Origin of the sequence: Rhodococcus sp. NPDC059968 (assembly GCF_042738615.1) — a bacterium.
In the GTDB taxonomy this organism is placed as follows: Bacteria; Actinomycetota; Actinomycetes; order Mycobacteriales; family Mycobacteriaceae; genus Rhodococcus_F.
Map to the genome: position 1 here is coordinate 1 of NZ_JBHWUE010000070.1, position 26,234 is coordinate 26,234.

The following is a 26,234-nucleotide window of genomic DNA, read 5'->3' on the forward strand; positions in this document are numbered from 1 at the left end:
GCAGGACAACCTCGCCTACGACCCGGACAAACACGGCGCCCTCCAACGACTGATCGCCCACCAACAACCGGCGGCTTGACACAGGGCAACTCATGGGCTCACCCGTCGATCCCGGCGAAGGAGTACGGCGGCCACGGTCCGGTCAGGTCCAGTGTGATGCCCGGGCGTTCGGTGTCGAGTGCCGTAACGAGCGCAGTGAAGTCGTCGACCCGCTCGTTGTCCACGAGGTAGGTGCCGTTGAAGATCATCCAGGCCCGTTTACCGGTCAGCACCGGATCGGTGACTTGCCGTCGAAGTCCGTCGACGGCATGGCCCAGGAGTGCGGAGTGAATCTCCTCCGCATGGCGGGCCGCCCTGCGTTCGACGTCTTGCTGTGCGCTCAACTCGGCACGACGACGCAGGAGATACGCGGTCCCCTTTCCCGCCGCACCCGTCGCGGACGGCTCCTCTTTCACGTTCTGCGCCAGGGCCTTCGCGTCTGCGTACGCTTTGACACCCCACTCGCTTCGTCCGGTCACCCGGCGCAGCGTTGCGCCGAACTCCTCCTGTCGTTCGTCGAGGAGGAGGCGAACGCGGTGGTCGTCGAGGTAGAGGGTCGCCAACCGCAATGGAACGGTGGGACCGCAGCGCACTACGGCGGCCACCACAGCGTCGTGTGCTCGGGCGGTTGCCGCAAGCCAGTCGAGGTCCTCGAGGTTGCGCTGCAGAGGTTCCTGCCCGAATTCGCTCAGGCTCACCGTCCCCACCACCGCGACGAGACCCGCCGACGCAACCGCGCGGACCGGCTCGCCGGCCACGCCGGTGACTCCGGCGAGTTGTGCGTCGACGATGCTGTCGGTGGTGATGCTGTAAAGCCAGACACCGTCATCCGCGGTCATCGCCGGGCTCCTGACGTTTCGCCTCCACCTCGACCGTTTCGGCGGCCTGGACGGCAGGGCGAACCGACCTGTCGGACTCGAGTGCGGCAATCCGCTCCTTGAGCTTTCGATTCTCGAGTTCGAGGTCGCTGCTCTTGCCGGTCAGCCAGGGATCGTTCTCCCACCAGTTGATCCCCACCTCCCTCGCCGTCTCCAGCGAGGCGATGACCAACCGCACCTTGATGGTCAACAGTTCGATGTCGAGCAGGTTGACCTGGATGTCTCCTGCAATCACGAGCCCCTTGTCGAGCACCCGCTCGAGGATTTCCCCGAGATTCGTCGATTGGTGCCCGCCGCCCATTCCGCCACCCGAGCTCTGCGGAAGGTTGCTCGTACCGCCGCCGGCGATGGTCATGACTGCGCGCTCCCACTGTCACCGACACCGCGGGTGTAGCGGCGGGTTCTGCGGTAGGACAACAGCTCTCCGTCCAGATCCAACACCACCTCGTACAGCGCGAGCATGTCCGTCGACGACGGGATGCGCCGATCCTCGACTACCTCCACCTCCACCGCCCAGCCGTCGTCGGTCGGCATGACCGATGTCGCACCCAGCGGCTTCTTGCCGGTCAACTGCGCAATGTCACGCGTTGCAATCTCGGCGATCTCCGGTGCCGGCAACGGAGGTGGCTGCTCTTCCGCCATCGCCCGTCACTCCTTCTCCGTGCCGGAGGGCGGCCGCGCCGTTCCGGTCATTCGGTCGAGGACGGCCTGCTGAGCCTGCTCTTCCTCCTCGGCGGAGATCTCGCCTGCCGCGCGTGCGTCCTCCAGTTCCTCGAGAGCGCGTCGCGCACTCGCGGGATTGTGGAGTTCCTCCTCGACCTGCCGCTGAATCAGCTCGGCCAGCGAGATCACCCCACGAACGGGGGCGAGCGGCAGCGTGGCGATGAACGACAGCAGACCCATCGGTCAGCCCTCCGGCTTCTGCGTCACCACGAAGTCGTAAGCGGCGAGCGGTCCGAGCAGGCGCATGTCGACCCGGCCGTCCCACTGCTCGGCCAGTTCTCCCACTGCCTTCTCGAGTTCTTCCTGCCGGGCGACCTCGACGAGGACGGCTACTTGCGCGGCCTCCTCCTCATGCGTGGGTTCCCGGACGTTGACCGAATCGGACAGCGAGTCGAGTGCCTCGACCACCTTCCGGGTGTCTTCGTCCCGCTTGGCCTCGATGGCGTTACTCACGATCTCGCCAAGGGCCATCCGGGCGTCGCGGGTGGTCTCCTCGGGCTGATCGCGGATAGTGGCGAGCAGCTTGCCCGCCTGTTCATTCTCTTCGATGATTTCTTTGAGGATCGCCTGCTCGACATATCGCCCCTTCACGACGTACTGTGCTCGACCTTCGAGTTCCTCCAACGCAGCGGCGAACTCGTCGGCGTGTGCTGCGAGCAACTCCTCCTCGACGGCTTCTTCATCGGTCATGACCGCCCCGAAACGAAGCGGGAGCACCGGTGCCACCCGTGACGTGCCGTCCAGCACGTGCGCGTGGGATCGAAGGTCCTCGGGCTTGCCGAGCGGCCTGTCCACCGAGATCTCGCTCACGAGCGCTGCGATGTCGCCGTGCTTGACGATGCTGACCGGTCCGTCACACACGCCGACCGCGTCCTCTTCGGCTTGCACGTCCGCAGGCACGATGCCGTACACATAGACACCGCTGGTGCGCGGCTCGTCGGCTGAGTCGGTGCTCTTCTTCGACGTAGACATCACTTGTCACCTCGTGTGGACTTGCGCGAAACACGTTCGCGCTCAGGTTCTTCCTGCCCGCCGCCGAGCATGTCGCCGAGTTTCTCACCCGCGGACTCGAGCGCGCCCTTGGTCTTCGATTTGGCACCGCCCTCGGTGACGTCACCCACCAGATCCGTCAGGCCCTTCGGCTCGCCACTGCCGATCTCGAGCCGGTTCACGGCCTCCGCGAACCGCAGGTAGGTGTCGACACTGGCGACGACGACGCGCGCGTCGATCGTCAGCAGTTCGATGCCGACCAGCGAGACACGCACGTAGGCGTCGATGACCAGGCCCTTGTCGAGGATGGTGTCGATGACGTCGGCGAGGCTACTCGAGCTGGGACCGCCGCTGACTCCGCCACCACCTCCCCCCGCCGGTTGTACCGCCGTCATCGCCGTGCTCCTTGTCGCGAGGTTGCGGTCTTTGCGGCAGTCTTGCGCGGGCGACCTCGCCGCTTCGGGGCTTGGTCCTCACCTGCAGCCGCGGTCTTGCGTGGGCGTCCTCGGCGCCGCGGCGGTGGTGGTGCTTCCTCGTCCTCGTCCGCTTGCTCGCCGGCGTCCTCGTCGGTTTCCTCGGTCTCGTCTTCGTTGGTTTCCTCAGCTTCTTCGCCTTCGGGCTCTTCGCCTTCGGGCTCCTCACCCTCGGGCCCCTCACCCTCACTCTCGTCCGTTTCCTCCAGTTCGTCCGACTCCTCCGGCCGCGCCTCGTCCTCCTCGGGCTCGACTACCTCCCCGTCCCGGATCTCCCCGCGCCATCCCTCCACCTCGTCGGGATGGAGAACGGACTGCGTCATGACGTGGCGTCCGAAGTGCTTCAACTCCAGCCGCACTCGTCGTCCCGGTGCACGCCAGAGGTTTCCCGTCTTCTCGAACAAGCCCTTCGGGTGATACTCGAGGATCAGAACGATGCGGGTGAGATCGGGAGTGACCTCGTGGAACGTCACCGCACCGTCGACATAACCTTTGGCACCCTTAGAACGCCACACGATCCGCTCATCGGGAACCTGCTCGAGGATCGACGATTCCCAGGTTCGGTGCGACAAGAAGACCTGAGCCTTCCACTCGAGTTTCTCGTCCGATTCCTGTTCCACCCGCTCGACCTTCTTCATGAAGGAGGGAAAGTCGGCGAATTGCGTCCATTGGTTGTAGGCCAGCTGGACCGGAACTCCGACATCGATCGTTTCGACGATATTGGTCAACTTGAGCTTCTTGCCTTTACCTCCGCCACCACCGCCACCACCGGTGACGGCCTCCTTGACGTCGGAGGCCTTGTCCTTGACCATCTGCTTGGCACCCTCCCAGCCACCGCTCACCGCGGATTTGATCGGCGACTCACCCTCCGCCAGTTTCTCCGAACCGGTAACAGCGGCGAGCAGACCCCCGCCGCCACCCTCGGCGTAGTCGGTGAGCCTCCCGGATGCGTTCTGCACCTTGTCGGAGACGGACGAGAGTGCTTTGTCGGCCACAGTGCCGATCAGCTTCTGCACTGCTTCCTGCAGCACGCTGGACGATCCGTTGCCGCCGCCCGGTGCGGCTTCTCGTAACTTGCTCGCGGCGTTCGTCATCGTGCTCACCGTCCGCCGCGTCGGACGGGCGCGGAATCAGTGGTGGCCTTCGCCCTTGTCTTGCGGCCGCGAGTGGGGGCTTCTTCTTCGTCCTCGTCGGATTTCGTGCTGCGCGACCTGCTGGCCGGCCGGGAGCTGCTGCTGGAAGTCCGTCGACGCGCGGCGGGGCGCTTGCGTGGGGCGGGTTCCTCGTCGGCGGCCTCTTCCTCGTCCGGCTCCTCGTACTCGTCTTCCTCTTCGGCGTATTGTTCGTCCGGCTGTTCGTCCTGCTCTTCGTCGACCTCGGACTCGTCGTACTCCTCGTCCTGGGACCGGCCGCGTCGCTTGCGGCCGAGTTTTCCGACCCTGCTGAGCTTGCCTACGGAGTTGCCGACACCGCTCACGGTGTTGTCCACGGTATCGCCCACGTCGCTGACGGCTTCTCCGCCGCCTGACAGGAGCCGGTTGTTGAGCGAGTTGATGCGTTGGCTTGCGGCGGTGACGGCTGCGGCCTTCGCCGCGCCGACCAGCTCTTCGCGAACCGAGTCGCTGATCTTGGCGAACTCGGGGGAGCTCGCGAGCAACTTCGTGCCGCGTTCCAGTAGATCGCGTGGCCCGCCGGGGAAGCGTCCGGTCGCGCCCGCGGCCGCGAGCATCAGTGCCATCTTCATCCTGTGTGTACGGCCCAGCATGTATCCCGCGCCGACGGCCAATGCAACCTGACCTTTGGTTTTCATCGTCGAACCCCTTTACCGAGTAGTCGCCGGCGCGCCGCTCGCCAACCTCGGCAATGTGTCGCAGAACCGTCCTCGGAAATGTGTCGCAAAACCGTGCGCGGTAAGGGGGCGCCGCTTGTCGACTACCCCAGCCGCGAGACACTCAACCAGCATCAGAAAACTCGGTTCGGGCAACTTCTCGCGCCGGCGTGCTGCATCGCTGGCCGCTGGGAAGGGTGGGGGTCGACGATTTCGCGCATCGGCCGTAGCGGCCACGCCGCGACAGAGCATCCGCGCGGATTGCATGGAGTTGCGATGTGGGCACCGAATATCGAAAGTTGTTGAACAGCAACACTGTTCCAGTGAAGATTTGGGCGTCATTTGGCAGCGGCGCGCACCGCCGCGACCAGCGCCGCAACGACGAGCACCAGCAGGAGGACCACGAGCAGTACCGGCGCGAGGAGGAGCCCGAGGACCAGGAGGAGAACGAGGGCGACCTTGGCCTTGCCGCTCAACCCGGAAACCAGCGCTTTGATCGCGGCCCACACAGGATTCTTGCCGGTCAGGGCGGCCCGAATGCCTGCGATTACGGCTTGGACCCCCGCGTCGCTCTGTGCAGTCGCGTCGACGAGCGTGTCCATCCATTCCTGGAATTTCTGCCGAATTTTCTGCGTCACCGTCTCGCCGCGGTCTCGCACCGCGTCCACGAGCCGGTGAACGTGGTTTTTCAGCCATTCGATGAGCGCCTCGACCGACCGCGACAACAGGCCGCGTTCGGACTCCTGCAAAACCGGGTCGGTCCTGCGCTGGTGGGTCGACGTGGTGGACCGGGGGCGCGTCGGTGCGTGGGACCCTGTGTCTCGGGGACTCTTCCGGGCCGCCGGCTTCGTAGTGTCGGCGTCGGCGTCCGTTCGTGTCGGTGAGTGCGCCGGCTTGGTCCTCCGCGGGACGCTGCGCCGTGACGCAGCCGAGGTTGATTTCGTGGCTGCCGGTCGCCTGGGTGGCAGCGGTCGCCTTCGTGGCAGCCGCCCCGAGGCGGCGTCGGGCGGCGTCGACCTTTTCGAAGTCTTGGATGATCGACCTGTCGCCGACGTGGCGGTTGCCGTCAGGTTGTCGTTGTCCGTGGTCTTGCTGTGGGAGGACGTGCCTCCACGGTCAGGCCTGGCCGGTGTGCTCCGGCCGCTTGTCCTCACTCGTGCGCCCATACACCGCAATTACCCTCGGGGCCATTCTTGAAACGGCAGCGGGTGTGGCGTTGCAGGGTGCGGCGGGTCTACTGCTCGCCGACGCCCCTTTCGTCGAGCGGGTTGTTGCGAGTGACGATGAGCGGGTCGGAAGAGGTGAACGGGAAGTTCGGCAGTTCGTCGATGTGGGTGTCGAACGTGGCGGCGAGGACTTCGCGGGAGTACGCGCTGACCGATGCGCGGTATCCGATGTCGCCGGGTGTGGGCTGGTCGAAGAAAATCAGGAAATGGATGTCCTCGGATCCCACGACCTCGATGTGATGCGGATACGCGCGGGGATGAAATACACGTCACCCTGCTCGAGATACCAGGTGTCGAGGGAACCGTCGGGTCCATGACCGTCATCCGCGCTGATCCGCGGCGCACGTAACCCATCTCGGCGGTGATCGGGTGCCAGTGCGGTTCGCGCATCCGTCCTCGCGGATCCGCAGCGAGTACATCGACAGATCCTTCAGCGCCGGCCAGAACTGGACGCGCGCCAGGTGAGCGGATCCGACGGCGAGGCTGATGGTCGGATTCTGTTCCTCGACGGCGAACTTGTGACCATCGGAGAAGTGCGCCGCCGGCGACACCACGGGATCGCCGATTCGTGCCGCCAGGGGGCGGTCGGTGGTGTCGCGCCGGATTTTGGCGAAATCCGACGCGTCGAGATCGTAGGTGTTGCCGAGGACCGCATCGGTCATCGCGCCGAACGCTGCGCCCAGACCGAAGTCTTCGGGCCGCTCGCTTCGGAAGGCGATGATGAACTCTGCGACCTCGTCGCCGACGTTCTCGATGTGGTGCAGTGAGCCCGAATCGATGTGGAACATCTCCCCGGCGCCGATCGTGAAGGTGGCGAACTCGCTGCCGGTGTCGAGAACGGAGACCAGGGATGTTCCGGACAAACAGTAGGTGAGTTCGTTGGCGTTCGCGTGCCAATGGGGGGTGCGCATCGCTCCGGGATTGATCAGCACGCGCTTGATCGACATGCCTTTCAGGATCGGGAACGTGTCCGCTGTTATCCGGGTGATCGAGCCGAGGTCGGATTGCTCGACGATCTCGCCGCCGGCCAGCGAGGTGCTATGGCTGCTGCGTCGCGTGCTCATGGAATTGCCTTCCGTGTCGGTGGTGGGAAGCAGTTCGCACATACAGGTAGAAGTATGTCTTTCCGCGGCGCATTGTTCCGGTGAAGTCGAAGGAGCAGGCGGGCATCGGGGTTACGATGCACAAGGAGATCTGCCCAGCTGGTACCGCTCATCGGTGCGGTATCGACCCCTGCCGCAGAGGCGGTGATGCCCACGATGAGGGATTCCCCGGCGGAGAACGCGCCGAGCCGTACGGTCGGAGGGCGTTACCGCGCATTGCGTACCACCCGCGCCGCTGTGCTTGCGGTCGGCGTTGCCCTCGTGATCGCGGGCTGCTCGACCACTTCCGCGCCGACGACCTCGCATGCATCGAACGGTGCACTCCCTGCCGCGACGACCGCGACCGATGCCGCACCAACGGGGTCGGCGCTGAAGCCCATCGATCCGGCCGCATTCCAGGCCGCCGTGAACGCTGCGGCCGAGGAACTACTCGTCCCCGGTGCAGTGGTGCAGCTCCGCACCCCGCAGGGAAACTTCGACGCTGTGGTCGGCACGACCGAACTGGGCGCGCAGACACCGCCTGATGCACAAACTCATTTCCGGATCGCCTCGAACACCAAGACCATGACTGCGGCGCTGATCGTGCTCCTTGCCCAGGACGGCAAGCTCCAGTTCGGCGACCCGGTGTCCACCTACGTCTCAGATGTGCCGAACGGCGAGAACATCACCGTCGCAGAGCTGTTGACGATGCGCAGTGGGCTGTACAACTACACGACCTCGCCCGAATTCGCGGCCACTCTGGATACCGACCCGGCGAAGGCCTGGACGCCGCAAGAGGTCTTGGATATCGCGTTCCGGCAGCCGCCCGAATTCCCGCCGGGCACGTCTTACGAGTACAGCAACACTAACTACGCATTGCTGGGTCTGATCGCCGAGAATGTCGGCGGGCGTCCGTTGGCCGAGCAGTTCCGGGATCGGTTGTTCGGACCGCTCGGGTTGCAGCAGACCTCGCTTCCCGCCGCAGACGACGCCGCGACCATTCCGGATCCCTACTCACACGGCTACATGTACGGCGAATCGTCCTACGCGATGGTCGACGAGGAGTATCCCGCCGACATGCAGGCCGCCGCACGGGCCGGGACACTCCAACCCCTCGACTACACCAACCAGAATTCCTCCTACGCCACCGCGGCCGGTGGCGCCATCTCCACGGCAGACGACCTGGCCACGTGGATCCGGGCACTGGTGTCGGGCAACGTCCTGAATCCCGAGTACCAGCAGCAATGGCTCCACAGCCTGCAACCCGAGGATCCGAGCACACCCGATGGGCAGCAATACGGGTACGGCATCAGCTATCAGCGTTTCGGGCCGAACGCCTCGATGTACTACCACGGCGGTGAGCTGCCGGGTTTCAACTCGTTCATCGGCTACGACCCGGACAACGACGTCACGCTGGTGATCTGGACGAACCTGACCCTGTCGCCCGAAGGCAAGACCACAGCGAACGCTTTGCTGCCCACAGTTCTCGACGAGATCTACGCCGGGTTGTCGCTGGCGCCCACACCAGCTCCGACCACCACCAGGTGATGCGGTGTGCGATGTGGAGGTCCTGTTCGAAGCGGAGGGATTGTTGGAGGCCCCGCGGCCGATGCCGGACGGCTCGGTGGTGTTTGCGAACACCACCGCCGGTGGTGTGTATCGGTGGACCGCCACGGACACCACTGTCGTGGTGGAACGCCGGCGGGGAATCGGCGGGATCGCGGCGCACGTCGACGGTGGACTCCTGGTGGGCGGGCGCGACCTCCTGCATACCGGAACCACGGGCCGGACCACCGTCCTGGCGGTCGATGGAGCGACCGGACTGAACGACATGACCGTCGCCTCAGACGGGTCGCTCTTTGTAGGGGTACTGCGGCACCGGCCCGGTGCGGGGGAGGCCGCGCCGCCGTCGGAATTGCTGCACATTTCACCGACCGGCTCCGTCCGTGTTGTTCGCGACGACCTCTTGTGGCCGAACGGAATCGGCATCTCACCTGACGGCACGCGGGTTTACGTTGCTGAGTTCGCTGCCTCGCGTGTCCGCGTTCTCGGCCCGGAGGAGGCATCGGTATTCGCTCATGCTCCTCGCGGTGAATGTGATGGGCTCGCGGTCGACGTCGAGGGCTGCGTCTGGGTGGCCCTGGGCAGCGGCGGCGGCATCGCTCGATTCAGCGCCGCCGGAGTCCTCGATGAGCTGATCGACCTGGCAGGGCGTTTCGTGTCCTCGCTCGCCTTCTCCGGAACGGCGATATACGTCACGACGGCGGGCGCTCTGTTGCGTCTGGACGTCGGCGTGGACGGACTTCCCGTCGCGGAGGCGAGAGTTCCTGTGGCACGACTTCACGTCAGCGGTCGGGTTGGGTGACCCACACGCGCTCGAGCGCCGCCGCGGACCCTTGGCGACTACGCTGCCGCGCACGCACGTCCTGCGCGGCGTCCACGAGGTCGTACTGCTCACCCGTCGTCACTGTCACGGTCCCGGCGGCCGATGCGTCGAACAATTCGACTGCTCGCCAGGAGAATTCACAGTAGATGCGGTTGAAGTGCGTCAGTAGTGACCGGGTGAGCTACACCGATCCGGCAGTGTTCAACCGCTGCGGGTCGACGGGGAACGGTCCGCTGGCCACACCGTCGCCGTCGGTGAGCGCATGCACTGCAGGTATTGCCGGTCGCCGGTGCGACCGCCGACACTCGGGCAGAATCGTCCCCTTTGACCGACATGTCCGCACGAACACCCGACGCGGCGGCAGAAGCCGACGATGCCGGCCTGGCCAGGGCCCGCGACGGAGACGACGCCGCGTTCACCCGCCTGGTCGGACCGTTGCGCCGCGAACTACACGCCCATTGCTACCGCATGCTCGGATCGAGTCACGACGCCGACGACGCTCTACAGGATGCCCTGTTTCGGGCGTGGCGCGGTTTTGCGCGGTTCGAAGGTCGCAGTACGCTGCGCTCCTGGCTCTACACCGTCGCGACGCGCACGTGCCTGGACGCCGTCGAATCGCGCGGTAAGCGGGTCCTGCCCGTCGACCTGGGCCCGTCCAGTGATCGTGCCGTCATCGGTGACGTCCCGCTCACGGACGTGGCCTGGCTGGGTCCCTACGCCGACGCGGGTCTGACCGCCGGTTCGGTGGGGCCGGCCGCGCGCTACGAGCAACGCGAGGCTGTGGAATTGGCATTCGTTGCGGCACTGCAACATCTGCCGGGCAATCAGCGGGCTGCCCTGCTGCTCTTCGAAGTCTTGGGCTTCTCCGCCGCCGAGATCGCCGACACCATGGACACGACGACGGCGTCGGTGAACAGCGCGCTGCAGCGGGCACGGGCGATCGTCGCCCAGAAGATTCCGCCGGTGACGCAGGCACAAACTTTGCGCGAGATCGACGACACGCGTGTGCGTGCCATCGTCGCCGGGTACTCCACCGCGCTGGAACGCGGGGATGCCGACGCCCTGGTTGCCCTGCTGACGGAGGATGTCACCTGGTCGATGCCGCCGATGGCGCACTGGTACCGCGGTCTCGCCGCGGTCACCGATTTCGCGGTCCGGGTCCCGCTCACGGGGTGCGGTTCGTGGCGTCACCTCCCGGTCGGTGCGAACGGTCAGCCCGCCGTCGCCTTCTACCTGTGGGACGAAGACGCCGGCACTCACCTCCGCTGGTCGATCACCGTGCTGACCCTCCGCGGTTCCAAGATTGCGGAGCTGACCTCGTTCCTCGGTCCGGAGCATTTCGAGCCCTTCGGGTTGCCGGAATCAATGCCCTGACCGTTCATCGAAATTACGCTGATCGGGTACCTGTGGGCGCACGAGCCGAACTTTTCACCTGTGCCGGCGGGCAATCGCCGAGGTACTCTTCCGATGCCGCGGTTTCGCCACCGATGATGCAGCCGCAGGTTACAGTCGGAACCGGTTTTTCCTTCTTCAGCAGGGTGGGATCGTGATGAACTTGATCAAGAAATCGGCTGCGTCGGTTCTCGTCGCAGCGACGGTGACACTCGGGGCGGGTACGGCCCACGCCGACCCAGTTCTACCGAACACGGGAACGCCGGCCCTGGCGATCCCCGGCAGACACGAGGTCGACAAGCAGAAGGCTCTCGAGAACATGCTCAACGAACTCGGTGTCGGCTGGGCAAACGGGGGAGCGGCCGGCACGGCGATCGGTGCGCTCATGGGTCTCGGTGTCGGATGTATCTCGATGTTCCCCGGCAGTCTCGCCGGTTGCATCATCGGCACGCCGATCGGGGCGATCACCGGCGCGATTGTCGGTATCGGTCAGGGCAACCCCCGGGCGCAGCAGGCCATCCAGGAATACATCAACACGCCGTGAGTCGTTGTCCGTCAAATTCGTTCGCGGAGTTGACGGATCACGGGCGCAAACGGCTCCAGATACGGTTCGTGGACGGTGATGTACGAGAAACCGTAGCGCTCCCGATGGCTTCGGAGTTGGTCGGCCATCTCCCGCACGGTTCCCACTAGGGCATACGGGGTGTCGAGGACGTCGTCGACCGACATCGTCCCACCGAGCCGGTCCACGATCTCGTTGGCCGCGGCGCGGCGGTCGTCCGTCACGACGACCATCTGGACCAGTAGATGCCACTCGATGTCTTCGGCTCTGGCGCCGGCGTGTGCCCGTACGAAGCGAATTCGCTCGGCGGTCTCGTCCGCGGTGGCGAGGCGGAAGGTGCCCGGGGGCCGGCCCGGAATCTGAAATGTCCCCGCGACGCCGACGATGTCTGCGTGGGCCGCCGCGATCCGCAGCACCCGGTCGCCGGTGCCGCCGATGATCAGGGGCGGACCCGCGTCGCCGAATCCGCGCCGCTGCAACGGTCGTGGCAGGGCGCGGCCCTCGGGTAGCTCGTCGAGATCCGCGGTGAAGAAGGTGTGCAGGCCGTCGACCATCTCCGACAACTGTTCGACCCGTCCGCCGAAGGCCTTCCATTCGATCCCCGCAGCGTCGAACTCCCACTTCATGTGTCCGGCACCGAGTCCGATGTCGAGCCTTCCGTCGGTGAGGACGTCCGTCGTCGCAATCTCTCGGGCGAGTAGGGCGGCATTCCAGAACGGTGCGTTGAGCACCAGAGTTCCGACACGCAAGCGGGTGGCGTCGGCGACGGCCACCAGCAGTGGAAACGGGGCCGGGGCGCCGAGATGGTCCGCGGCGAACACGGTGTCGTAGCCGGCGCTCTCACCGAGTCGGCATCGGTCGAGAAGGGCGTCGCGGGATTCGAAGCCGAAGATGTTGAACGAGAATCTGAAATCGCGCATGGACTTCACGATGCACCCGAAGTGGCTCGGCCGGTGACCGAATGCGGGGAGTGGATCCGCGACCGCACCGCAATGGATGTGATGCTCGCCACAATCGGGTCAGTTTTCCAACGTGGCTGTATCGCACCGTCGTGATGGCGCAACGATTAGGGCAGGCATGCCTTATCTTCGGCGAGGTGACAACAAAGAGCATTTCACGCCTTCACGGCCCCAGTGTCGACTATGCCATCGCGGCTTTCCGCGTGGTTATCGGCTTCCTATTCTTCTGCCATGGCACGTCGACGTTGTTCGCGTGGCCGACCGCGCCTCATGGCGGGCATACCGCAGCGGTAGGTGCCTGGCCGAGTTGGTGGGGCGCGGTCATCCAACTCGTCTGTGGCGCCGCGTTGTTCCTCGGCCTGGGGACGCGAATCGCCGCGTTCATTGCCTCGGGTTCGATGGCGTACGCCTACTTCTGGAGTCATCAGCCGGACGGCGTCCTCCCCATCCAGAACAGCGGTGAGCTCTCGGCCATCTTCTGCTGGGCCCTGTTCCTGATGATCTTCCTCGGTGCCGGCGCCCTCTCGCTCGATCGCGTCATTGCTCGCGGTGGGCGCACGGCGCAGTCGGACGACGGCGTCGATGGCACCGCCGGCGAACAGGGACCTACCACCGAGTCGCATGAAGTGAACGCCTGAACAGCTTCTTGTGTGCCGGGGCGATGGCCGTCATCCCCCGGAGGTGAGGGAGGCATCGACCGCTTGCTGGAGGCGGTCGAGGTCGGCACCGAACGCACCGAAGTCGCCCCGTCGCTGGGCCTCGCGGAGCTCGTCGAGTGCCGCCCTCGGCACCAAGAGAAATGGTTGCCGTCCCGGATTGCGCCGGACAAGCGAACAGTGCCCAGCGTCATGGCGACTGCTGGGCACTGCTCTCGTGCTCGGTATCGACCGAGATGAGAGTGGGTGGGCTACCGAGTTCGGTACGTCGACGAGAAGGGTGGCCGCGCCAGCCGGAGCAATTCCAGGGCCAGCAGCGAGCCGCGGGGGCCCAACTCGTCCTGATAGCGGCGGATCACGTCCGTCTCTCCGCCGAGCGCGACCATAGGTGCACCGGACTCGACCCGGGTTCGGGCCGCGAGCTGCGCGAGAGCGAGACGGCGATTGACTGCGTCCAGGATCTCCGCATCGAGGCGAGCGATCTCGGTGTGGAGGCGATTCAGATCTGTGCCCTCGGAGACTGCGCCCGTGGCATTTTCGGTGACCGCCCCGAAATCCGTGTCCGTCATCGTTGCTCCTCGACTGGGTGACCGTGTACTACCATCGTCGGACCGGAGTGGCCGTGAAGACAGACACCCTGGGGTGCAGATCGTCGACCCTTGGCCGGTTCGACCGCCGGGGGTGCACTTCGGGTCTATCGCAGTGCGATGAACCGCTGCAGTTTCCCGCTAGCGTGATGACGCTGCAGATGGTCGACGACCTCGATCCGGACCTGCGGATCGGACACCCCTTGCCTGCGCAGCGCCGCGCTGACAGCCGAGGTCAGCGCGGCGACATCCGGGGCGCCGACCGCGAAGATCTCCGCGCCGTCGACGGTCTGTCGGACCTGGTACTCGGAGATACGCGGATCTGCGCCGAGGACGTAGCGAAAAGTGCTCGCGGGCACGATCGTGGTTCCGTACCGGAAATCGTCGTCCCGCCGCCCACCGATGTCGGCGACGCGCGCGAACGCGCTTCCGCACGCGCACCTACCGGGCAGCAACGTGACCTGGTCTCCGAGGTCGTAACGGATGAAGGGAAAGGTGCGGTTGGCCAGGCCCGTCGCGAGCGTTCGCGCCGCGGGCGTATCGGCCGCGACCGGGGCACCACTGTCGTCGACACGCTCGAGCACAACCTCGTCCTCGCACACGTGCAGGCCCTCGCCGAGTCCGCAACCCACTGCCTGCACGCCGATCTCGGTCGACCCCCAGAGGTTGTGGATCGGCACCGACCAGGCGTCGCGGATGGCCTGCCGATCCTCGTCCAGCAGGGGTTCGGAGTTGGTGCTCACCCGCACAGGACTGATTTTCAGATCACCCGCCACTGCGGCGCGGGCGAGTCGTCCGATCACTGTCGCATAGCCCACCAGATGCGTGGGCCGGGCAGTGGCCACCGCGGCGACGACCTCGTCGAATGGTGCGCCCGCCGGGATCACGACGGTCTCCATCCCCGGTGCGGTCGGCACATCGAACAATGGGGTGCTCGCGTGCGGGGGGACACCGGCCGCCAGCACGGCCAGACGCGCGGGAGACCGCACGGACGATGCCCGCCGTTCCTCGCGCGCCTGCACCCGCCAGGCAAGGCACGCCGCCGAAACGTAGAACTGCCAATCCCAGACGTAGACACCCCGGACGCCACTCGAACCACCCGAACTGAAGATCTGCTCGTCGCCCGACGTGTACGAAAACCATTGCTGCTCGGCCAGAATCCTTTCGGCACGTTCGCGATCGAGGCCGCGAACCGTGATGATCGCATCCCACTCGTCCTGAGCGTCCCGCTTCGTCATCATCGGCAGCGACGCCAGGTCGGCGAGCGAGGCCGCGGACGGATCGAGGCCACGAAGTCTCCGGGCATGAAATGGAGACCGCTCGCGTGCGTGCGCGAGGAGGGCCCGCAGCCGCTCGGTTCGGTAGCGCTCGATCTGATCTCTCGACCAATCCAGGCGTCCCATGTGATCCTCGAAGGCGGCCTGAACCGCATTCACATGGCCGGCGCGCACACGCGCATACGCCACCTGCTCCGCGTCTTCCGGAGCACTTCCGGGAACCGATCGGGTCATGACGCCCTCCACATCACGGTGGTCCGACGCACCGCATTCGTGCGTGCCCTTCCGAGTTTTGCACACCGGCGCACCGACCGTCAGGCACGTGCGCGAGCCCAGCTCGATGCCCAGCGTAGTCAGGGTTGGATGCGGTTTCCGGCGCAGCCGTGACTCACGCGCTGCGTGCGAGACAGTCAGTTCGAGTTTCGGAGTTCGAACTTGAGGACCTTACCGGTCGGGGTACGGGGGAGTTCGAGGGGAAAGACGATCTCGTCGGGGACCTTGAACTTCGCGAGACGTCCGCGGGTGTGCTCGGCGAGTTCCTCTGCCGTGACGGAGGCCCCTTTCTTCACGATGACGAATGCCTTTGGCCGCTCACCCCACTTGGGATGTGGGACACCGACGACCGCGACGTCGAGTACGGCGGGATGCGTCATCATCGCCTGCTCCACCTCGATGGTCGAGATGTTCTCGCCGCCGGAGATGACGATGTCCTTCGCGCGGTCCTTGAGCTGGATGTAGCCGTCCGGGTGCATAACGCCGAGATCGCCGGTGTGGAACCAGCCGCCCGCGAACGCTTCCGCGGTGGCCTCCGGGTTGCGGTAGTAGCCGAGCATCACGTTGTTGCCTCGCAGAACGATCTCGCCCATGGTCTCGCCGTCCGCCGGGACGTCGTTCATCTGCGTGTCGACGACGCGGGCGTTCTCGGCCTGCACCATGCCCACGCCCTGCCGGGACAGCAGGGACGCGCGTTCCTCGACGGTGCGCTCGCTCCACGACTCCTGGTACTCGCAGATCGTGTACGGCCCGTAGACCTCGGTCAGCCCGTACACGTGGACGACGGTGACGCCGATCGCCTCCAACTGGGCGATCACCGTCGGTGACGGCGGTGCCGCGGCGGTGGTGATCCGCAGGGCGTCGACCGGATGTGCCTGGGGCGCTTCGGCAATGGTGGAGCACACGGCGGGAGCGCCGCACAGGTGAGTGACCCCGAGGGTGTCGATGGCGTCCCAGATCGAGTCGGCACGCACCGCGCGCAGACAGATGTGGGTGCCGGCGGCCTGCGTGACCGCCCACGGGGTGCACCAGCCGTTGCAGTGGAACATCGGCAGCGTCCACAGGTATTTGGTGGACCCGGTGAAGCCGTTGTGGAACGTCTCGCCGAGGGAGTTGAGGTAGGCACCGCGGTGCGTGTACATCACGCCCTTCGGTTTCCCGGTGGTTCCGGACGTGTAGTTGATCGCGATCACCTGCTGTTCGTCGTCGACGCCCCAGTGCAGCGGGGTGTCGTCCACGTCGTCTGCGGCCGCGAGGAAGTCGGCGTACATCCCGGTCACGATCCCCTCCGGAACCACCGGCCGCGCGATCGTGGAGTCGGGGATCTCGATTACTTCGCGCAGACTCGGTACGGCGTCGCGGGCAGTCGCGACGGATCCGACCAGTTCGGAGTCGACGAACAGCAGGCTCGTCCCGGAGTGCTCGAGGATGTACTCCAGTTCGCGGCCCGCCAGCCGCGAGTTCAGCGCGATGAAGACGCCGCCCGCGAGGGGCACCGCAAAGTGGGCGAACAGCATCTCAGGGGTGTTCGGGCACAGGAATGCGACGCGGTCGCCGGGCTCGATCCGGCTCCGCAGGACACGGGCGAGTCTCTCGACCTCGCCGCCGAACTCGCGGTAACTGTAGCGGCGGTCGCCGTGAATGACAGCGACCCGGTCCGGGAACACGCTCGCCGAGCGCTCGAGGAAGCGCAGCGGGCTGAGCGGTGTGTGGTTCGCGGTGGAGAGGGTCGGTCCGGACACTGGAAACCTCCGATATGTGGTGAGACTGCTGTGACGGGCGACACACTGCCAAGCTGACGTTATTGAACGTCACGCCGGCACCGCTACCCTCCGAAGTGGGTTGCCGGTATCAGAGTGCCAGTGAACGACACCTCGAGACCCAGCGACAACGACGCGATCCGCGCCGAACTGCGCGGCCTGCGGCGGCAGACCGACTTTCCGGTGCTGTTCGGAGGCATCGTCGAGGGCAGGCATCTCACGCTGTCCGGCCTCGTGGGAACGCGGAGCTCGGGCACAGGCTCGGCGACGACGGTCTCGGTGCCGAGGTGCAGGCGGTCGAGCAGCGGTTGCGCCGACTCACCGCGCCCGACGACCCGGCACCGACGGTGACACTGTCGCGGCGTGAGAGTGACGTCTTGGCGCACGTGGCGCCGGGGTGCCGCAATGCCGAGATCGCCGACCGGCTGTCGCTGAGCGTCGAGACCGTCCAGTCGTACATGCGTAATCTCATGGGCAAATTGGAGGTACGCAGCAGGCAGGAAGCTGTCGTGGAGGCTCGGCGACAGGGTTTGCTTCCCTGATCTGTCACCGTCTCGGTAATGATTCCGAGATGCCTTGCGTTCGAAGCCTGTCAACTCGTTCGGATGAGACATCCGTGCACGCTGCCGCCACGACAATGGCCCGCGGAGGGTGCGTCGTGCGAGGGTCGTGTCGAAATCGAGACCACTTCGCGGAGCGGGAATGGATGAGCCGCTGCGGCATTCACGAGTCGGTTCAGCGCGTTACAGAATTGTCACGACATGACGTCGAAACGGTATCGAAACCTCAGAACAGCACAATTTTCACTCTCGTTTCTCAATAGTCGAACATCCGTACCTTGTTCATGCCGTGTGAATTTCGGGAGGAGGCCACGTTCGGGGGCCCGCCGCTGCAGATCTGCCGACGCGGGTTCGTAATCCCGACACCTTCGAGGCGCGGGACGAGGCACCGAAAGGGATGGCCGGGCCGACAACCGAGGCGTTGTCACCGGCACGCCGCGTCCGCAAGCGCGGAGAGGATTGAGCCAGCATGACCACTCGCAACATGGAGAAGCACACCCTCGGCTGGATCGCCCTGATCGGCGCGGTCGTCACCGTTCTGCTCGGGCTGGGCGCCGGAACCGCCGGCGGCGCACCGCACGACTGGGAAGAAGTCGCCGAGTGCGAAAGCGGCGGCGACTGGACCACCGACACCGGAAACGGGTTCTACGGCGGACTGCAGTTCACACCGGAAACCTGGAAAGCCAACGGTGGAACGGGAGAGGCCTCGGAAGCCAGTCAGGCCGAGCAGATCCGGGTCGCCGAGAACGTCCTGAAAACTCAGGGCCCCGGCGCGTGGCCCGTGTGCGGCCAGTACCTGAAAAAGGGCGGCACTGCGCCCGTCGAGGTACCCCACACCACGCCGGCACCTGCTCCGGCCATCGAAACTCCTGATCCTGTCGAGACGCCTGACCTCGTCGAGACTCCGGACGCTGTGGAGACACCGGATGCCATCGAGACGCCCGCGCCTGTCGAAGCGCCTGCGACCGTCGAGGATTCCGCCGCGGTGAAAGCGGCCGTGAAGGCGGCGGCCCAGGAGGCGCTGGACAGCGCCCGCGAGCTTGCCGAGCGAAACGGGTCGGGTCAGGTGTTCGAGGAGAGGGTCGCGGCTCCCCGGTAACGTCCGACGGTTCTTGTGCGAACTAATCACACAGAACTGTCGTGTCGTCGCCTACGAAGGAGCTCTCGTGCAGAAGAAGTCCGCTCGGCGTACCGCAGCATTGGTCGGGATCCTGTCCGCGCCCCTCGTCCTCGGGGCCACCGTGGGTCCCGGTACCGCGAGTGCCGAACCCTGGCACATCGGACCCGTCTACCGTGCCGAGACGTCCGGCGAAGGCGCTGAGTACTTCTGCGGGAAGGCGGCGGCGCTCGAACAGACGTCGGGTGTCGTGATCGTGCCGTGCACGTTCGATGAACCGACCAACGTCTGGTACCGCGTCGTCTTCAACCCGGCCTCCTGGGGCTTCGACTTCTGAGGTGGACCGCAGGGATCGGAGCCGCACCTGACGAAGCGGTGACCGGCCACCGGCGCCGCACTCCGCTTCGTCGAGTGCGTCGCCTCCCGGCCGAGCGCAGACTCCTCGGTATGGCCGAGGGAAAAGCAGAATGAGTGTCGAGACAGTCCAGCGCAGCGAGGTCGACCTCGCAATGGCGCGGAGTTGGCTTCTGGTTCCTGCAGTCGGGTGCGAGGTCCTCGCGGCGGCGGCTGCGTCCGGCGCCGACGCGCTGATCATCGACCTCGAGGACGGCTTGCCGTTCGCGGCGAAAGACGAGGGGCGCGCGTGCACGGCCGAGTGGCTCGCACGGAATGCGGGTTGGGTGCGGATCAACGACGCGACCACCTCGCACTGGCAGCGCGACCTCGACGCGATCCGCAGTGTGCCCGGACTTCGCGGGCTGATGCTGTCGAAAACCGAAGCGCCCGAACAGGTGCGGGCTACCGCCGCCGAGATGCCCGGTGTTCCGGTGGTCGCCCTCGTCGAGTCCGCGGCCGCGATCGTGGCCGTCGACGACATCGCTCGCACCGCTCCCGTCTCTCGACTAGCGTTCGGGATCGGCGACTACTGCCGCGACACCGGTGCGGGGCGAACTCCGATGGCGTTGGCGTACGCCCGATCCCGGCTCGTCAATGCGAGCCGGGCAGCCCGGATCGGAGCCCCGATCGACGGGCCGACGCTGTCGCGCGACGCCGACGTCGTCCGGGACGACACGCGACTGGCCCGCGAGATGGGGATGACCGGAAAACTGACCCTTGCGACTGAGCAGGTGCCGGTGATCAATACCGCGTTGGCGCCCGACGCCCACGACATCTTGTGGGCCGAAACGACGATCGAGCGTCTGGGTGCGGATGGTAGCCGCGTCACTCACGGCGGGCATCTGCCGCAGCTCGCCCGTGCCCATGACATTCGCCGTCGCGCAGACCACTTCGCGTCTCGAGCCTAGGACGGTCGGGCGACCTCGCGTTCGGCCTGCCGGGTCGCGCGATAGGCGGTGAATACGCCGGCTGCCGCGATGACGCCGAGGCCGAGGAAGAGCACTCGTGCGGAGGTGAGGGCCGAGGGTGCACCGAGGTTGACCAGCACACCGGCGACCGCGGACCCGACGGCCATGGCGATCAACTCGACCGTGTTGAGCCCGGCCGCGGCCTTGGCCCCTTCCTGTTCGTCGTCGGTGCTCCGCATGGCGGCGACCATCAGGTGAGGAAAGGCGAGGCCGATCCCGGCACCCGCGGCGGCCAGGGCGCCCGCCCACAGTATGACCACGCCCAGTCCGGCGTCGTCACGCCAGAGGGCCGCGGTGAGGAGCAGGCCTGCCGCGAGGACCAGCGGTCCGGCGATCTTCGCCGCCCTCTGCGCACGCGCGCGGGAGATGTCGGAGCTGAAGATCATGGTCACCGACCATCCCACCGACATCATGGCGCCGAGGAACCCCGCGGCGATCGGCACCAGTCCGGCGAGCCGTTGACCGAACAGGGGTGTGAAAGCCTCCGAGACGGTGCCGGACGCGAGCACCGCGATGGTGAGGTAGATCCACTTCAGCGACGACGCCCGGGTGTACGTCGACTGCGGTAGCACTCGGCGTGGTGATCGCCGCTCCCAGGCCAGGAAGAGAACGATGATCGCGGACCCGACCGCGATCAGGACCAGCATGTGGGTTCGGTTGCCGAGGATGCCCGCCACGCTGATCGCGATCGTCGCGAGGGTGAGCAGCACGAGTGACGTGGCAGGCACGGGTTCTCCGCCACGCACACGCTCGGTGCGCGGCAACGCCCGGGGCGCGATCGCTGCGATGGCGGCCGCGACCACTGCCAGCGCGACGAACGCGAGACGCCACTGGCCGAGCTGGGCGAACAGCCCACCGATCGCCGGTCCGGCGAGAGTTCCGACGCCCCACATCGCCGAGACCAGCGCGGTCGCGCGCGCCCACAGATGTTCCGGTAGCGCCTCGCGCAGTACGGCGTAACTCAGTCCCGCGAGCAGGCCCCCGCCGAGCCCCTGGACCGCACGCCCGACGAGGAGGACCTCCATCGACGGGCTGAGGGCGCTGATCATCGTGCCGACGAAGAACGGAGCCAGTGCGAACATATACGCACCGAGCGCGCCGCGATGTGCGAGCAGCCGGCTGACGGTCATCGACGAGATCACCGACGCCACCATGAAGACGGTCGCGCTCCACGCGTACAGCGATTCGCGCCCGAGTTCGCCGATGGCGGTGGGCAGCAGGCTCGTCGTCAGGAAGATGTTGACGGCATGCAGTCCGACGCCGCCGGCGAGGACGGCGGAGGTGGAGCGGTAGCGGGGTCCGAGCAGTTCGGACCAGCTGGCCGGTGACGGGGCGGTCGTTGTCATGCACACCACGCTAAAATCTCGAGTGGACTCGAGGTCAAGGGGCTGATGTGATGTCTTTGGATCCGAAGGATCTGCTGTCGGTGGGGGAGGTGTCCCGTCGGACCGGTGTGGCCGTCTCGGCGCTCCACTACTACGAGCAGCTCGGACTGATAGCGTCTACGCGGACGTCCGGAAATCAACGCCGGTACGAACGCCACATGCTCAGGCGGATCTCGCTGATCGTGGTGGCCAAACGGCTCGGGATTCCACTGGCGGACGTGGGAGCGGTGTTCGAGACGCTCCCGGCGGACCGGATGCCGTCGATCCGCGACTGGCAGCGCGTGTCGAAGCTGTGGCGAGTGCAGCTCGAGGATCAACGCAAGCGAATCGAGCGCCTCGAACACGAGCTCACCGGATGCATCGGGTGTGGTTGCCTGTCGATGAAGGCGTGCTATCTGCTCAACCCCGAAGACCAACTCGCTGTAGAGGGTTCGGGTCCGAATCGGCTCTGAACGGATTGCGGTCGATCCCGGGACCGGTGCGGATCCTGCTGAGTGTGGGGCACCATGCCGGTTCCCGGCAGTCGGTATGTCGCGATCGATCTCCGTAAGGGTGGGGTGATTCCACTCCGGGGGTGCCGCAAAGGCCCCCGAGGGTTGGTTCAGTTCGGGCGCTGGAGTGGGCAGAGTTGTACCTGTCAACGAAGCACTATCCCACCACCCCTCTGGAGATACTGAATGATCAACGCCCGCCGCACCATTGCCGCCATCGCTTTCGCTGCTCTCCCTGTCCTGAGCGCCATCGGGGCGGCGTCCGTCGCTCATGCCGAGCCGATCGGCCCGAACGGCCCCACCGGTGGCCCGTGCCCGATCGTGAACACGGACTCGCAGGGCAATGAGACAGTGACCTACGGCAAGCCCGGAGACCGCAACGGCGCCCTGGTATGCGGTGCGGACGGTGAATGGACGGTGGGCAAGGCCGGCGGTTTCAAGGGCGGTCCCGGACAGATTCAGACTCAGCCCGGACTCTCACGCGGGTAAGCAGGGCATGAACCCGTTGGGTTGAACCTTTTCGGCGGGGCATTGACGGACGGGTCAGAGGTATTCGTGGCGGTGTCCGCATTCGAGGCCGTCGGGGGCCGATCGTGGGCATCGATTCATGCAGTGGAAGACGCGATACCGCTTGCCCGGGGGCAGCGACGCGAAGCCCGCATGAGCGTCCTTGATTTCGTATCCGATAGGACCGCGGCAGAACGAACAGGTCTTGGTCTCGTCGGTTCCGGTCTCCATCCATCGATCGTAGGGCGGATCTCGAATGAGAAGACAGGAATTTCGCGTCCCGCCTGCCGCGGGTGACCTCACGTCGTGGACGTCGCCAAGATGTGTCTGAGGACGGCGAGGTCGATTGTCGCACCGAGGTCCGCAATGGTCACACCGGATAGTGATGCGCGCCAAGCTGTTTCGGCGTCCGCCATGACTCTCGCGATGCCGCACGCAGAGCGGCACTGCTCTGGAGGGGCGGCGAGCACTCCTTGCCGGCGGATTTCGGTGCACCGGAAGGCGGGCTCGGTTCCGTCGACGGCCTGGACGACGTCGAGGACGGTGATAGCCTCGGGCGCGCGGGTCAGGACGTATCCGCCGTCGCGGCCCTCGGTGGGGTGGACGAGGCCGGCACGTGCGAGCGACTGCAGGTGCTTGGCGAGGTACGTCTTCGACACACCGTGCAGTTCGGCCAGCCGGGTCGTGGGTACCGGGCTCTCTGCCTGGCTGAGGACTACGCAGCAGTGAAGTGCCCACTCCACACCACCGGACAGCTTCATGGCCACGACTCTATTCACACCCCTGTGTCGGTGTTGCGGGGTGGTGTTGCGTCATCGTTTCAGGTGTTCGCGCAACCACTCGTCCAGCGTGGTCGGTGCGATCCAGGCGTTGGCGCCAGGGGTCGGAGTGATCGCAGCGTCATCGAGTTTGGCGCCGAAATAGCCGGCGTCGGGGTCGGTCGTCACGGTTCGCTGGTCGCCGGTCGAGGCGAACAGCCGTCGGACGAGTTCATCGATTCCGAGCGGTTCAGGTCCGGCGATCTCGACCGTGCCGCCCAACGGCGCACCGACGGCGACTTCGGCTACACGGGTTACGACGTCGTGCGAGGCAATCGGCTGGAGCTGTGCCGGGGTCGCATGAACCGTGTCGCCGACAGCGCCTGCGTCGGCGATGCCGGCGATGAACTCGAAGAACTGCGTCGATCGCACGATCGAGTAGGGGACGGGGCCGGACTTGACCAGATCTTCCTGGGCGACTTTGGCGCGCATGTATCCGGAGTCGGGGAGCCGGTCGGCGCCGACGATGGACAGGATGACATGGTGCCCGACGCCGGCGGCCTCTTCGGCGACGAGCATGTGGTTCGTCGATTCGCGGAAGAATGCCATGACGTCGTGGTCTTCCCATGACGGCGAGTTGGTGAGGTCCACTACGACGTCGGCGCCTTCCACAGCCTCCGCGACTCCCTTGCCGGTGGTGGTGTCGATACCGTCGCCGCGACCGAGTGCCGCGACGTCGTGTCCGGACTCCCTCAGCTTCGACGCGACCTGACTCCCGATGAGTCCAGTTCCGAAAATGACGATCTTCATGCCCGTCTCCTTAACTTGGATTGCTATTGTCCTAGTTTACTCGGACGGTAGGTATCCGAGTCAAGGTTTGTGTACGTTCTGTGTGCCGGACGGGTCGGGTGGGCCTCGTCGTCCTTCTTGATGCAGGTATGTATTCAGGGTCAGCAAGAATCAAACTGTTCTGGTGCAAGAACTATGTCGAAATCGCATCGATACCAGGTCCGATCGCCGATGTGGCGCCCATCGGGGGTGGGTGTGCCTGGGAGTTGCTCCACGAAGTTCTTGATCAGGGAGTCCTTCACACCGAACACGCTGTCCCCGCGTTCGAGTTGCGGGTCACCCGCGACAAAGATGTGCGTGACGAGGGTCCGCAGGCCATCCGCGGTGACCATGAAGTGAAGGTGCGCGACCCTCATCGGTGATCGGTTGGTCGCCGCCAGCATCTTTCCCTGCGTTGCATCGTCATCAACCGGACAAGGTAGAGCGGCGTGCCGAGCAACCACGCTTGGACTACTGGTCGGTGCAGTGACGTTTGACCGGCACCCGTCGACAATCCTTTCCCCGGGACGTCAGCCCGCCGTGCTGACCAGTCTCGACCGCAAATTCGGGCTGCTTGCCGACTGCGGCCTCGACTTCGTCCTTGCGCTCCCCATGAGCCCTTTCCTGCTGCAGACCTCTGCCGAAGATTTCGCGACTGATCTGCTCGCGACTCGACTGCGCGCGCGGTCGGTGTCCGTCGGAGCCAACTTCCGCTACGGATATCGCGCAGCAGGCAACACCTCGACCCTCGACGCAACCGGCCGCAGGTTGGGATTCGAGGCCCGAAAAGTCGACTTACTCAACATCGCCGGAGGCCCAGTCTCCTCGACACGCATACGTCGAGAGGTCACTGCGGGCCGGGTGCGCTCCGCGAACGCAGTGCTCGGCCGCTCTCACAGTGTCGAGGCAGTTGTCTCGGCAGGTTATGGCAGGCGGGCGGCCGCTTGAACCTGCCCCGAGAGCGCGAAGCCGAACGTCGACGCCCATCTACGGGCTCACCAGCGGAACGGGCAAGAAGACCGCCCGCGATCGTGCGGCTCTGCCGAAGATCGTCGTCTACGACCCGCAGCTCCTGACCGCGTTGCCCGCCTCGATCGTCGGTCCCAGCGGGATGAACGCCTTGGCCTACTGCGCCGAGGCATTGTGGGCGACGAACCATGACCCGATCACCGACGCACTGGCTCTCGATGGTGCGGGCCGACTCCAGCGTTTCCTGCATCGGGCGTACACCACAACCGACCCTGCACCCCGTGGGGAGGTTCTCATCGCCGCCTGCCTCGCCGGCGTCGCGCTGGGCACGGTGGGCACCAGTGTGCATCACGCGTTGTGTCATCTCTTCGGAGGAATGTGCGACGCCCCCCACGCCGAAACCCACGCGATCGTCCTGCCATACATCATCCGGTACCTGCAACCGGCGATCCCCGATATCATGGCGCGTTTGGCCGAGGCGATGAAGTGTGACCCGGCGAAACTCGCTGACAATGTCTGGTCGCTGGCCCGGTCGGTCGGCACACCGACAGGACTCCGAGCCATCGGCGTCACGCGGGACCAGATCGATGCAGTCGCGGAAGCGGCTGTGGCCGAGAAACTTGTCAGTCCTCGGCCGCTGGATCTGCAACCGATCCGCTCGCTCCTCCACGATGCGTGGAACGGAGAGTCGGAGGGCACACAGTGTGCGCAACGTCGAAGATTGCCAACCAAAGGAGACACTTCTCATGGCCTTACTCACCCAGCTCGTGACCGATCTGTACACGGCATACAACAACCACCGCCCCGCGGACGCCGCAAAGCTTTACGCTCCGCTATGTCGGCATCGTGATATCGCAGTCGGCGCAGACCACCGCACACCGGAGCGGATCGCCGCTGGTCTCGTTGGGCTCTTCGCAGCATTTCCCGACGTGCAGTGGAACCTCGATGAAATTCTCATCAATGAAAACCGTGCGGCGGTGACCTACCGACTATCCGGTCATCTGAATGGCCGCTTGGGCTCGTACGAGCCGAAAGGGCAAAGCCTGTACTTGGCCGGAGTGCAGCTGCTGGAAGTGAGAGGCAACCACATCATTTCCAGCACCGACTATTGGGACGGTGGTGCCCTTCATCGCCAACTGAGCAAGTCGTGAACCTTCAATGCGA

General features: G+C 65.7%; 32 protein-coding genes and 3 pseudogenes. 14 read left to right on the top strand and 21 right to left on the bottom strand.

Annotated elements, in window-relative coordinates; genetic code table 11:
- Positions 1-98 precede the first annotated feature (98 nt).
- The 10 genes and pseudogenes from ACFWAY_RS37945 to ACFWAY_RS37990 form a co-directional block, all read right to left on the bottom strand.
- The gene (locus tag ACFWAY_RS37945; RefSeq protein ID WP_378453212.1) at positions 99-878 is read right to left on the bottom strand and encodes a GvpL/GvpF family gas vesicle protein; all 780 of its coding nucleotides are present in this window, start codon (positions 876-878) and stop codon (positions 99-101) included.
- Positions 865-1,272, bottom strand: a complete 408-nt coding sequence (locus ACFWAY_RS37950; protein WP_378453211.1) for a gas vesicle protein — start codon at positions 1,270-1,272, stop codon at positions 865-867. The genes ACFWAY_RS37945 and ACFWAY_RS37950 overlap by 14 nt, the downstream gene beginning before the upstream one ends.
- Positions 1,269-1,559 (bottom strand): gas vesicle protein GvpO, encoded by a 291-nt coding sequence (gvpO, locus tag ACFWAY_RS37955; protein ID WP_378453210.1) that lies wholly within the window; start codon positions 1,557-1,559, stop codon positions 1,269-1,271. The genes ACFWAY_RS37950 and gvpO overlap by 4 nt, the downstream gene beginning before the upstream one ends.
- 6 nt (positions 1,560-1,565) lie before the next feature.
- Positions 1,566-1,820, bottom strand: coding sequence for a gas vesicle protein GvpG (locus ACFWAY_RS37960; protein ID WP_378453209.1), 255 nt, complete (start codon positions 1,818-1,820; stop codon positions 1,566-1,568).
- 3 nt (positions 1,821-1,823) lie between these two features.
- Positions 1,824-2,612, bottom strand: coding sequence for a GvpL/GvpF family gas vesicle protein (locus ACFWAY_RS37965; protein WP_378514196.1), 789 nt, complete (start codon positions 2,610-2,612; stop codon positions 1,824-1,826).
- Positions 2,612-3,025, bottom strand: a complete 414-nt coding sequence (gvpJ, locus tag ACFWAY_RS37970; protein ID WP_378514197.1) for a gas vesicle protein GvpJ — start codon at positions 3,023-3,025, stop codon at positions 2,612-2,614. Before gvpJ ends, ACFWAY_RS37965 begins: the two co-directional genes overlap by 1 nt.
- The gene (locus ACFWAY_RS37975; RefSeq protein ID WP_378453206.1) at positions 3,022-4,197 is read right to left on the bottom strand and encodes an SRPBCC family protein; all 1,176 of its coding nucleotides are present in this window, start codon (positions 4,195-4,197) and stop codon (positions 3,022-3,024) included. The genes gvpJ and ACFWAY_RS37975 overlap by 4 nt, the downstream gene beginning before the upstream one ends.
- Before the next feature lie 5 nt (positions 4,198-4,202).
- A complete protein-coding gene (locus ACFWAY_RS37980; RefSeq protein ID WP_378514198.1) occupies positions 4,203-4,913 on the bottom strand; it encodes a hypothetical protein in 711 nt (236 codons plus the stop codon).
- Positions 4,914-5,269: 356 nt separating this feature from the next.
- Entirely contained in the window at positions 5,270-5,680 is a 411-nt protein-coding gene (locus ACFWAY_RS37985; RefSeq protein WP_378453204.1) for a hypothetical protein, read from the bottom strand.
- Positions 5,681-6,165: 485 nt separating this feature from the next.
- Positions 6,166-7,221 (bottom strand): annotated as a pseudogene (locus ACFWAY_RS37990) (cupin domain-containing protein).
- Between the two features lie 276 nt (positions 7,222-7,497).
- Between ACFWAY_RS37990 and ACFWAY_RS37995 the strand changes: the two are divergent.
- Positions 7,498-8,787: a serine hydrolase domain-containing protein gene (locus tag ACFWAY_RS37995; protein ID WP_378453217.1), complete on the top strand. Its 1,290-nt coding sequence runs from the start codon at positions 7,498-7,500 to the stop codon at positions 8,785-8,787.
- Positions 8,788-8,791: 4 nt separating this feature from the next.
- Positions 8,792-9,604, top strand: a complete 813-nt coding sequence (locus ACFWAY_RS38000) for an SMP-30/gluconolactonase/LRE family protein (RefSeq protein WP_378514199.1) — start codon at positions 8,792-8,794, stop codon at positions 9,602-9,604.
- Here the strand turns inward: ACFWAY_RS38000 and ACFWAY_RS38005 are convergent.
- The gene (locus ACFWAY_RS38005; protein WP_378453202.1) at positions 9,585-9,740 is read right to left on the bottom strand and encodes a hypothetical protein; all 156 of its coding nucleotides are present in this window, start codon (positions 9,738-9,740) and stop codon (positions 9,585-9,587) included. The genes ACFWAY_RS38000 and ACFWAY_RS38005 overlap by 20 nt on opposite strands.
- Positions 9,741-9,949: 209 nt before the next feature.
- Here ACFWAY_RS38005 and ACFWAY_RS38010 point away from each other — a divergent pair, with 209 nt between their 5' ends.
- Both ACFWAY_RS38010 and ACFWAY_RS38015 read left to right on the top strand, forming a co-directional pair.
- Positions 9,950-10,999 carry a sigma-70 family RNA polymerase sigma factor gene (locus tag ACFWAY_RS38010; RefSeq protein WP_378514200.1) on the top strand — a complete coding sequence of 350 codons (1,050 nt, stop codon included), beginning with the start codon at positions 9,950-9,952 and terminating at the stop codon, positions 10,997-10,999.
- A gap of 175 nt (positions 11,000-11,174) precedes the next feature.
- Positions 11,175-11,561, top strand: coding sequence for a hypothetical protein (locus ACFWAY_RS38015; RefSeq protein ID WP_105421643.1), 387 nt, complete (start codon positions 11,175-11,177; stop codon positions 11,559-11,561).
- An 11-nt stretch (positions 11,562-11,572) separates the two neighbouring features.
- On the opposite strand, the gene ACFWAY_RS38020 is transcribed toward ACFWAY_RS38015, so the two are convergent.
- Positions 11,573-12,499, bottom strand: coding sequence for an LLM class F420-dependent oxidoreductase (locus ACFWAY_RS38020; protein ID WP_378453200.1), 927 nt, complete (start codon positions 12,497-12,499; stop codon positions 11,573-11,575).
- Between the two features lie 176 nt (positions 12,500-12,675).
- Here ACFWAY_RS38020 and ACFWAY_RS38025 point away from each other — a divergent pair, with 176 nt between their 5' ends.
- The gene (locus ACFWAY_RS38025) at positions 12,676-13,176 is read left to right on the top strand and encodes a DoxX family protein (RefSeq protein WP_378453216.1); all 501 of its coding nucleotides are present in this window, start codon (positions 12,676-12,678) and stop codon (positions 13,174-13,176) included.
- 30 nt (positions 13,177-13,206) lie between these two features.
- Here ACFWAY_RS38025 and ACFWAY_RS38030 read toward each other — a convergent pair whose 3' ends face one another.
- The 4 genes from ACFWAY_RS38030 to ACFWAY_RS38045 form a co-directional block, all read right to left on the bottom strand.
- Positions 13,207-13,329, bottom strand: coding sequence for a hypothetical protein (locus tag ACFWAY_RS38030; protein WP_378453199.1), 123 nt, complete (start codon positions 13,327-13,329; stop codon positions 13,207-13,209).
- A gap of 116 nt (positions 13,330-13,445) precedes the next feature.
- Positions 13,446-13,763: a chorismate mutase gene (locus tag ACFWAY_RS38035; RefSeq protein WP_378453198.1), complete on the bottom strand. Its 318-nt coding sequence runs from the start codon at positions 13,761-13,763 to the stop codon at positions 13,446-13,448.
- 125 nt (positions 13,764-13,888) lie between these two features.
- Positions 13,889-15,292, bottom strand: a complete 1,404-nt coding sequence (locus ACFWAY_RS38040) for a phenylacetate--CoA ligase family protein (RefSeq protein WP_378453197.1) — start codon at positions 15,290-15,292, stop codon at positions 13,889-13,891.
- Positions 15,293-15,468: 176 nt separating this feature from the next.
- A complete protein-coding gene (locus tag ACFWAY_RS38045; protein WP_378453196.1) occupies positions 15,469-17,073 on the bottom strand; it encodes an AMP-binding protein in 1,605 nt (534 codons plus the stop codon).
- A 314-nt stretch (positions 17,074-17,387) separates the two neighbouring features.
- Between ACFWAY_RS38045 and ACFWAY_RS38050 the strand changes: the two are divergent.
- The 4 genes and pseudogenes from ACFWAY_RS38050 to ACFWAY_RS38065 form a co-directional block, all read left to right on the top strand.
- Positions 17,388-17,633: pseudogene (locus ACFWAY_RS38050) on the top strand (response regulator transcription factor); the annotation flags it as partial.
- Between the two features lie 487 nt (positions 17,634-18,120).
- Positions 18,121-18,750 (top strand): transglycosylase family protein, encoded by a 630-nt coding sequence (locus tag ACFWAY_RS38055; RefSeq protein ID WP_378514201.1) that lies wholly within the window; start codon positions 18,121-18,123, stop codon positions 18,748-18,750.
- Between the two features lie 67 nt (positions 18,751-18,817).
- Entirely contained in the window at positions 18,818-19,105 is a 288-nt protein-coding gene (locus tag ACFWAY_RS38060; protein WP_378514202.1) for a hypothetical protein, read from the top strand.
- 130 nt (positions 19,106-19,235) lie between these two features.
- Entirely contained in the window at positions 19,236-20,072 is an 837-nt protein-coding gene (locus ACFWAY_RS38065; protein ID WP_378453194.1) for an HpcH/HpaI aldolase/citrate lyase family protein, read from the top strand.
- On the opposite strand, the gene ACFWAY_RS38070 is transcribed toward ACFWAY_RS38065, so the two are convergent.
- Entirely contained in the window at positions 20,069-21,478 is a 1,410-nt protein-coding gene (locus tag ACFWAY_RS38070) for an MFS transporter (protein WP_378453193.1), read from the bottom strand. The two genes, ACFWAY_RS38065 and ACFWAY_RS38070, sit on opposite strands and share 4 nt — an antisense overlap.
- A gap of 50 nt (positions 21,479-21,528) precedes the next feature.
- Here ACFWAY_RS38070 and soxR point away from each other — a divergent pair, with 50 nt between their 5' ends.
- Complete coding sequence (gene soxR / locus ACFWAY_RS38075) at positions 21,529-21,969, top strand: redox-sensitive transcriptional activator SoxR (protein WP_009472730.1); 441 nt, start codon at positions 21,529-21,531, stop codon at positions 21,967-21,969.
- 225 nt (positions 21,970-22,194) lie between these two features.
- Positions 22,195-22,497, top strand: coding sequence for a hypothetical protein (locus ACFWAY_RS38080; RefSeq protein ID WP_378453192.1), 303 nt, complete (start codon positions 22,195-22,197; stop codon positions 22,495-22,497).
- A 54-nt stretch (positions 22,498-22,551) separates the two neighbouring features.
- Here ACFWAY_RS38080 and ACFWAY_RS38085 read toward each other — a convergent pair whose 3' ends face one another.
- The 4 genes and pseudogenes from ACFWAY_RS38085 to npcC form a co-directional block, all read right to left on the bottom strand.
- Complete coding sequence (locus tag ACFWAY_RS38085) at positions 22,552-22,746, bottom strand: hypothetical protein (RefSeq protein ID WP_005246414.1); 195 nt, start codon at positions 22,744-22,746, stop codon at positions 22,552-22,554.
- 68 nt (positions 22,747-22,814) lie between these two features.
- Positions 22,815-23,276 carry an RrF2 family transcriptional regulator gene (locus tag ACFWAY_RS38090; protein WP_378453191.1) on the bottom strand — a complete coding sequence of 154 codons (462 nt, stop codon included), beginning with the start codon at positions 23,274-23,276 and terminating at the stop codon, positions 22,815-22,817.
- A 51-nt stretch (positions 23,277-23,327) separates the two neighbouring features.
- Positions 23,328-24,083 (bottom strand): SDR family oxidoreductase, encoded by a 756-nt coding sequence (locus ACFWAY_RS38095; RefSeq protein WP_378514203.1) that lies wholly within the window; start codon positions 24,081-24,083, stop codon positions 23,328-23,330.
- A gap of 140 nt (positions 24,084-24,223) precedes the next feature.
- Positions 24,224-24,517, bottom strand: a pseudogene (gene npcC, locus ACFWAY_RS38100) (hydroxyquinol 1,2-dioxygenase); the annotation flags it as partial.
- Here npcC and ACFWAY_RS38105 point away from each other — a divergent pair.
- From ACFWAY_RS38105 to ACFWAY_RS38115, 3 genes are read left to right on the top strand one after another with little or no spacing between them, the layout of a single operon-like run.
- Positions 24,489-25,049 carry a hypothetical protein gene (locus ACFWAY_RS38105; RefSeq protein ID WP_378514204.1) on the top strand — a complete coding sequence of 187 codons (561 nt, stop codon included), beginning with the start codon at positions 24,489-24,491 and terminating at the stop codon, positions 25,047-25,049. The pseudogene npcC and the gene ACFWAY_RS38105 sit on opposite strands and share 29 nt — an antisense overlap.
- Complete coding sequence (locus tag ACFWAY_RS38110; protein ID WP_378514219.1) at positions 25,027-25,920, top strand: iron-containing alcohol dehydrogenase; 894 nt, start codon at positions 25,027-25,029, stop codon at positions 25,918-25,920. The genes ACFWAY_RS38105 and ACFWAY_RS38110 overlap by 23 nt, the downstream gene beginning before the upstream one ends.
- A complete protein-coding gene (locus ACFWAY_RS38115; RefSeq protein WP_378453188.1) occupies positions 25,817-26,221 on the top strand; it encodes an ester cyclase in 405 nt (134 codons plus the stop codon). The genes ACFWAY_RS38110 and ACFWAY_RS38115 overlap by 104 nt, the downstream gene beginning before the upstream one ends.
- Positions 26,222-26,234 lie beyond the last annotated feature (13 nt).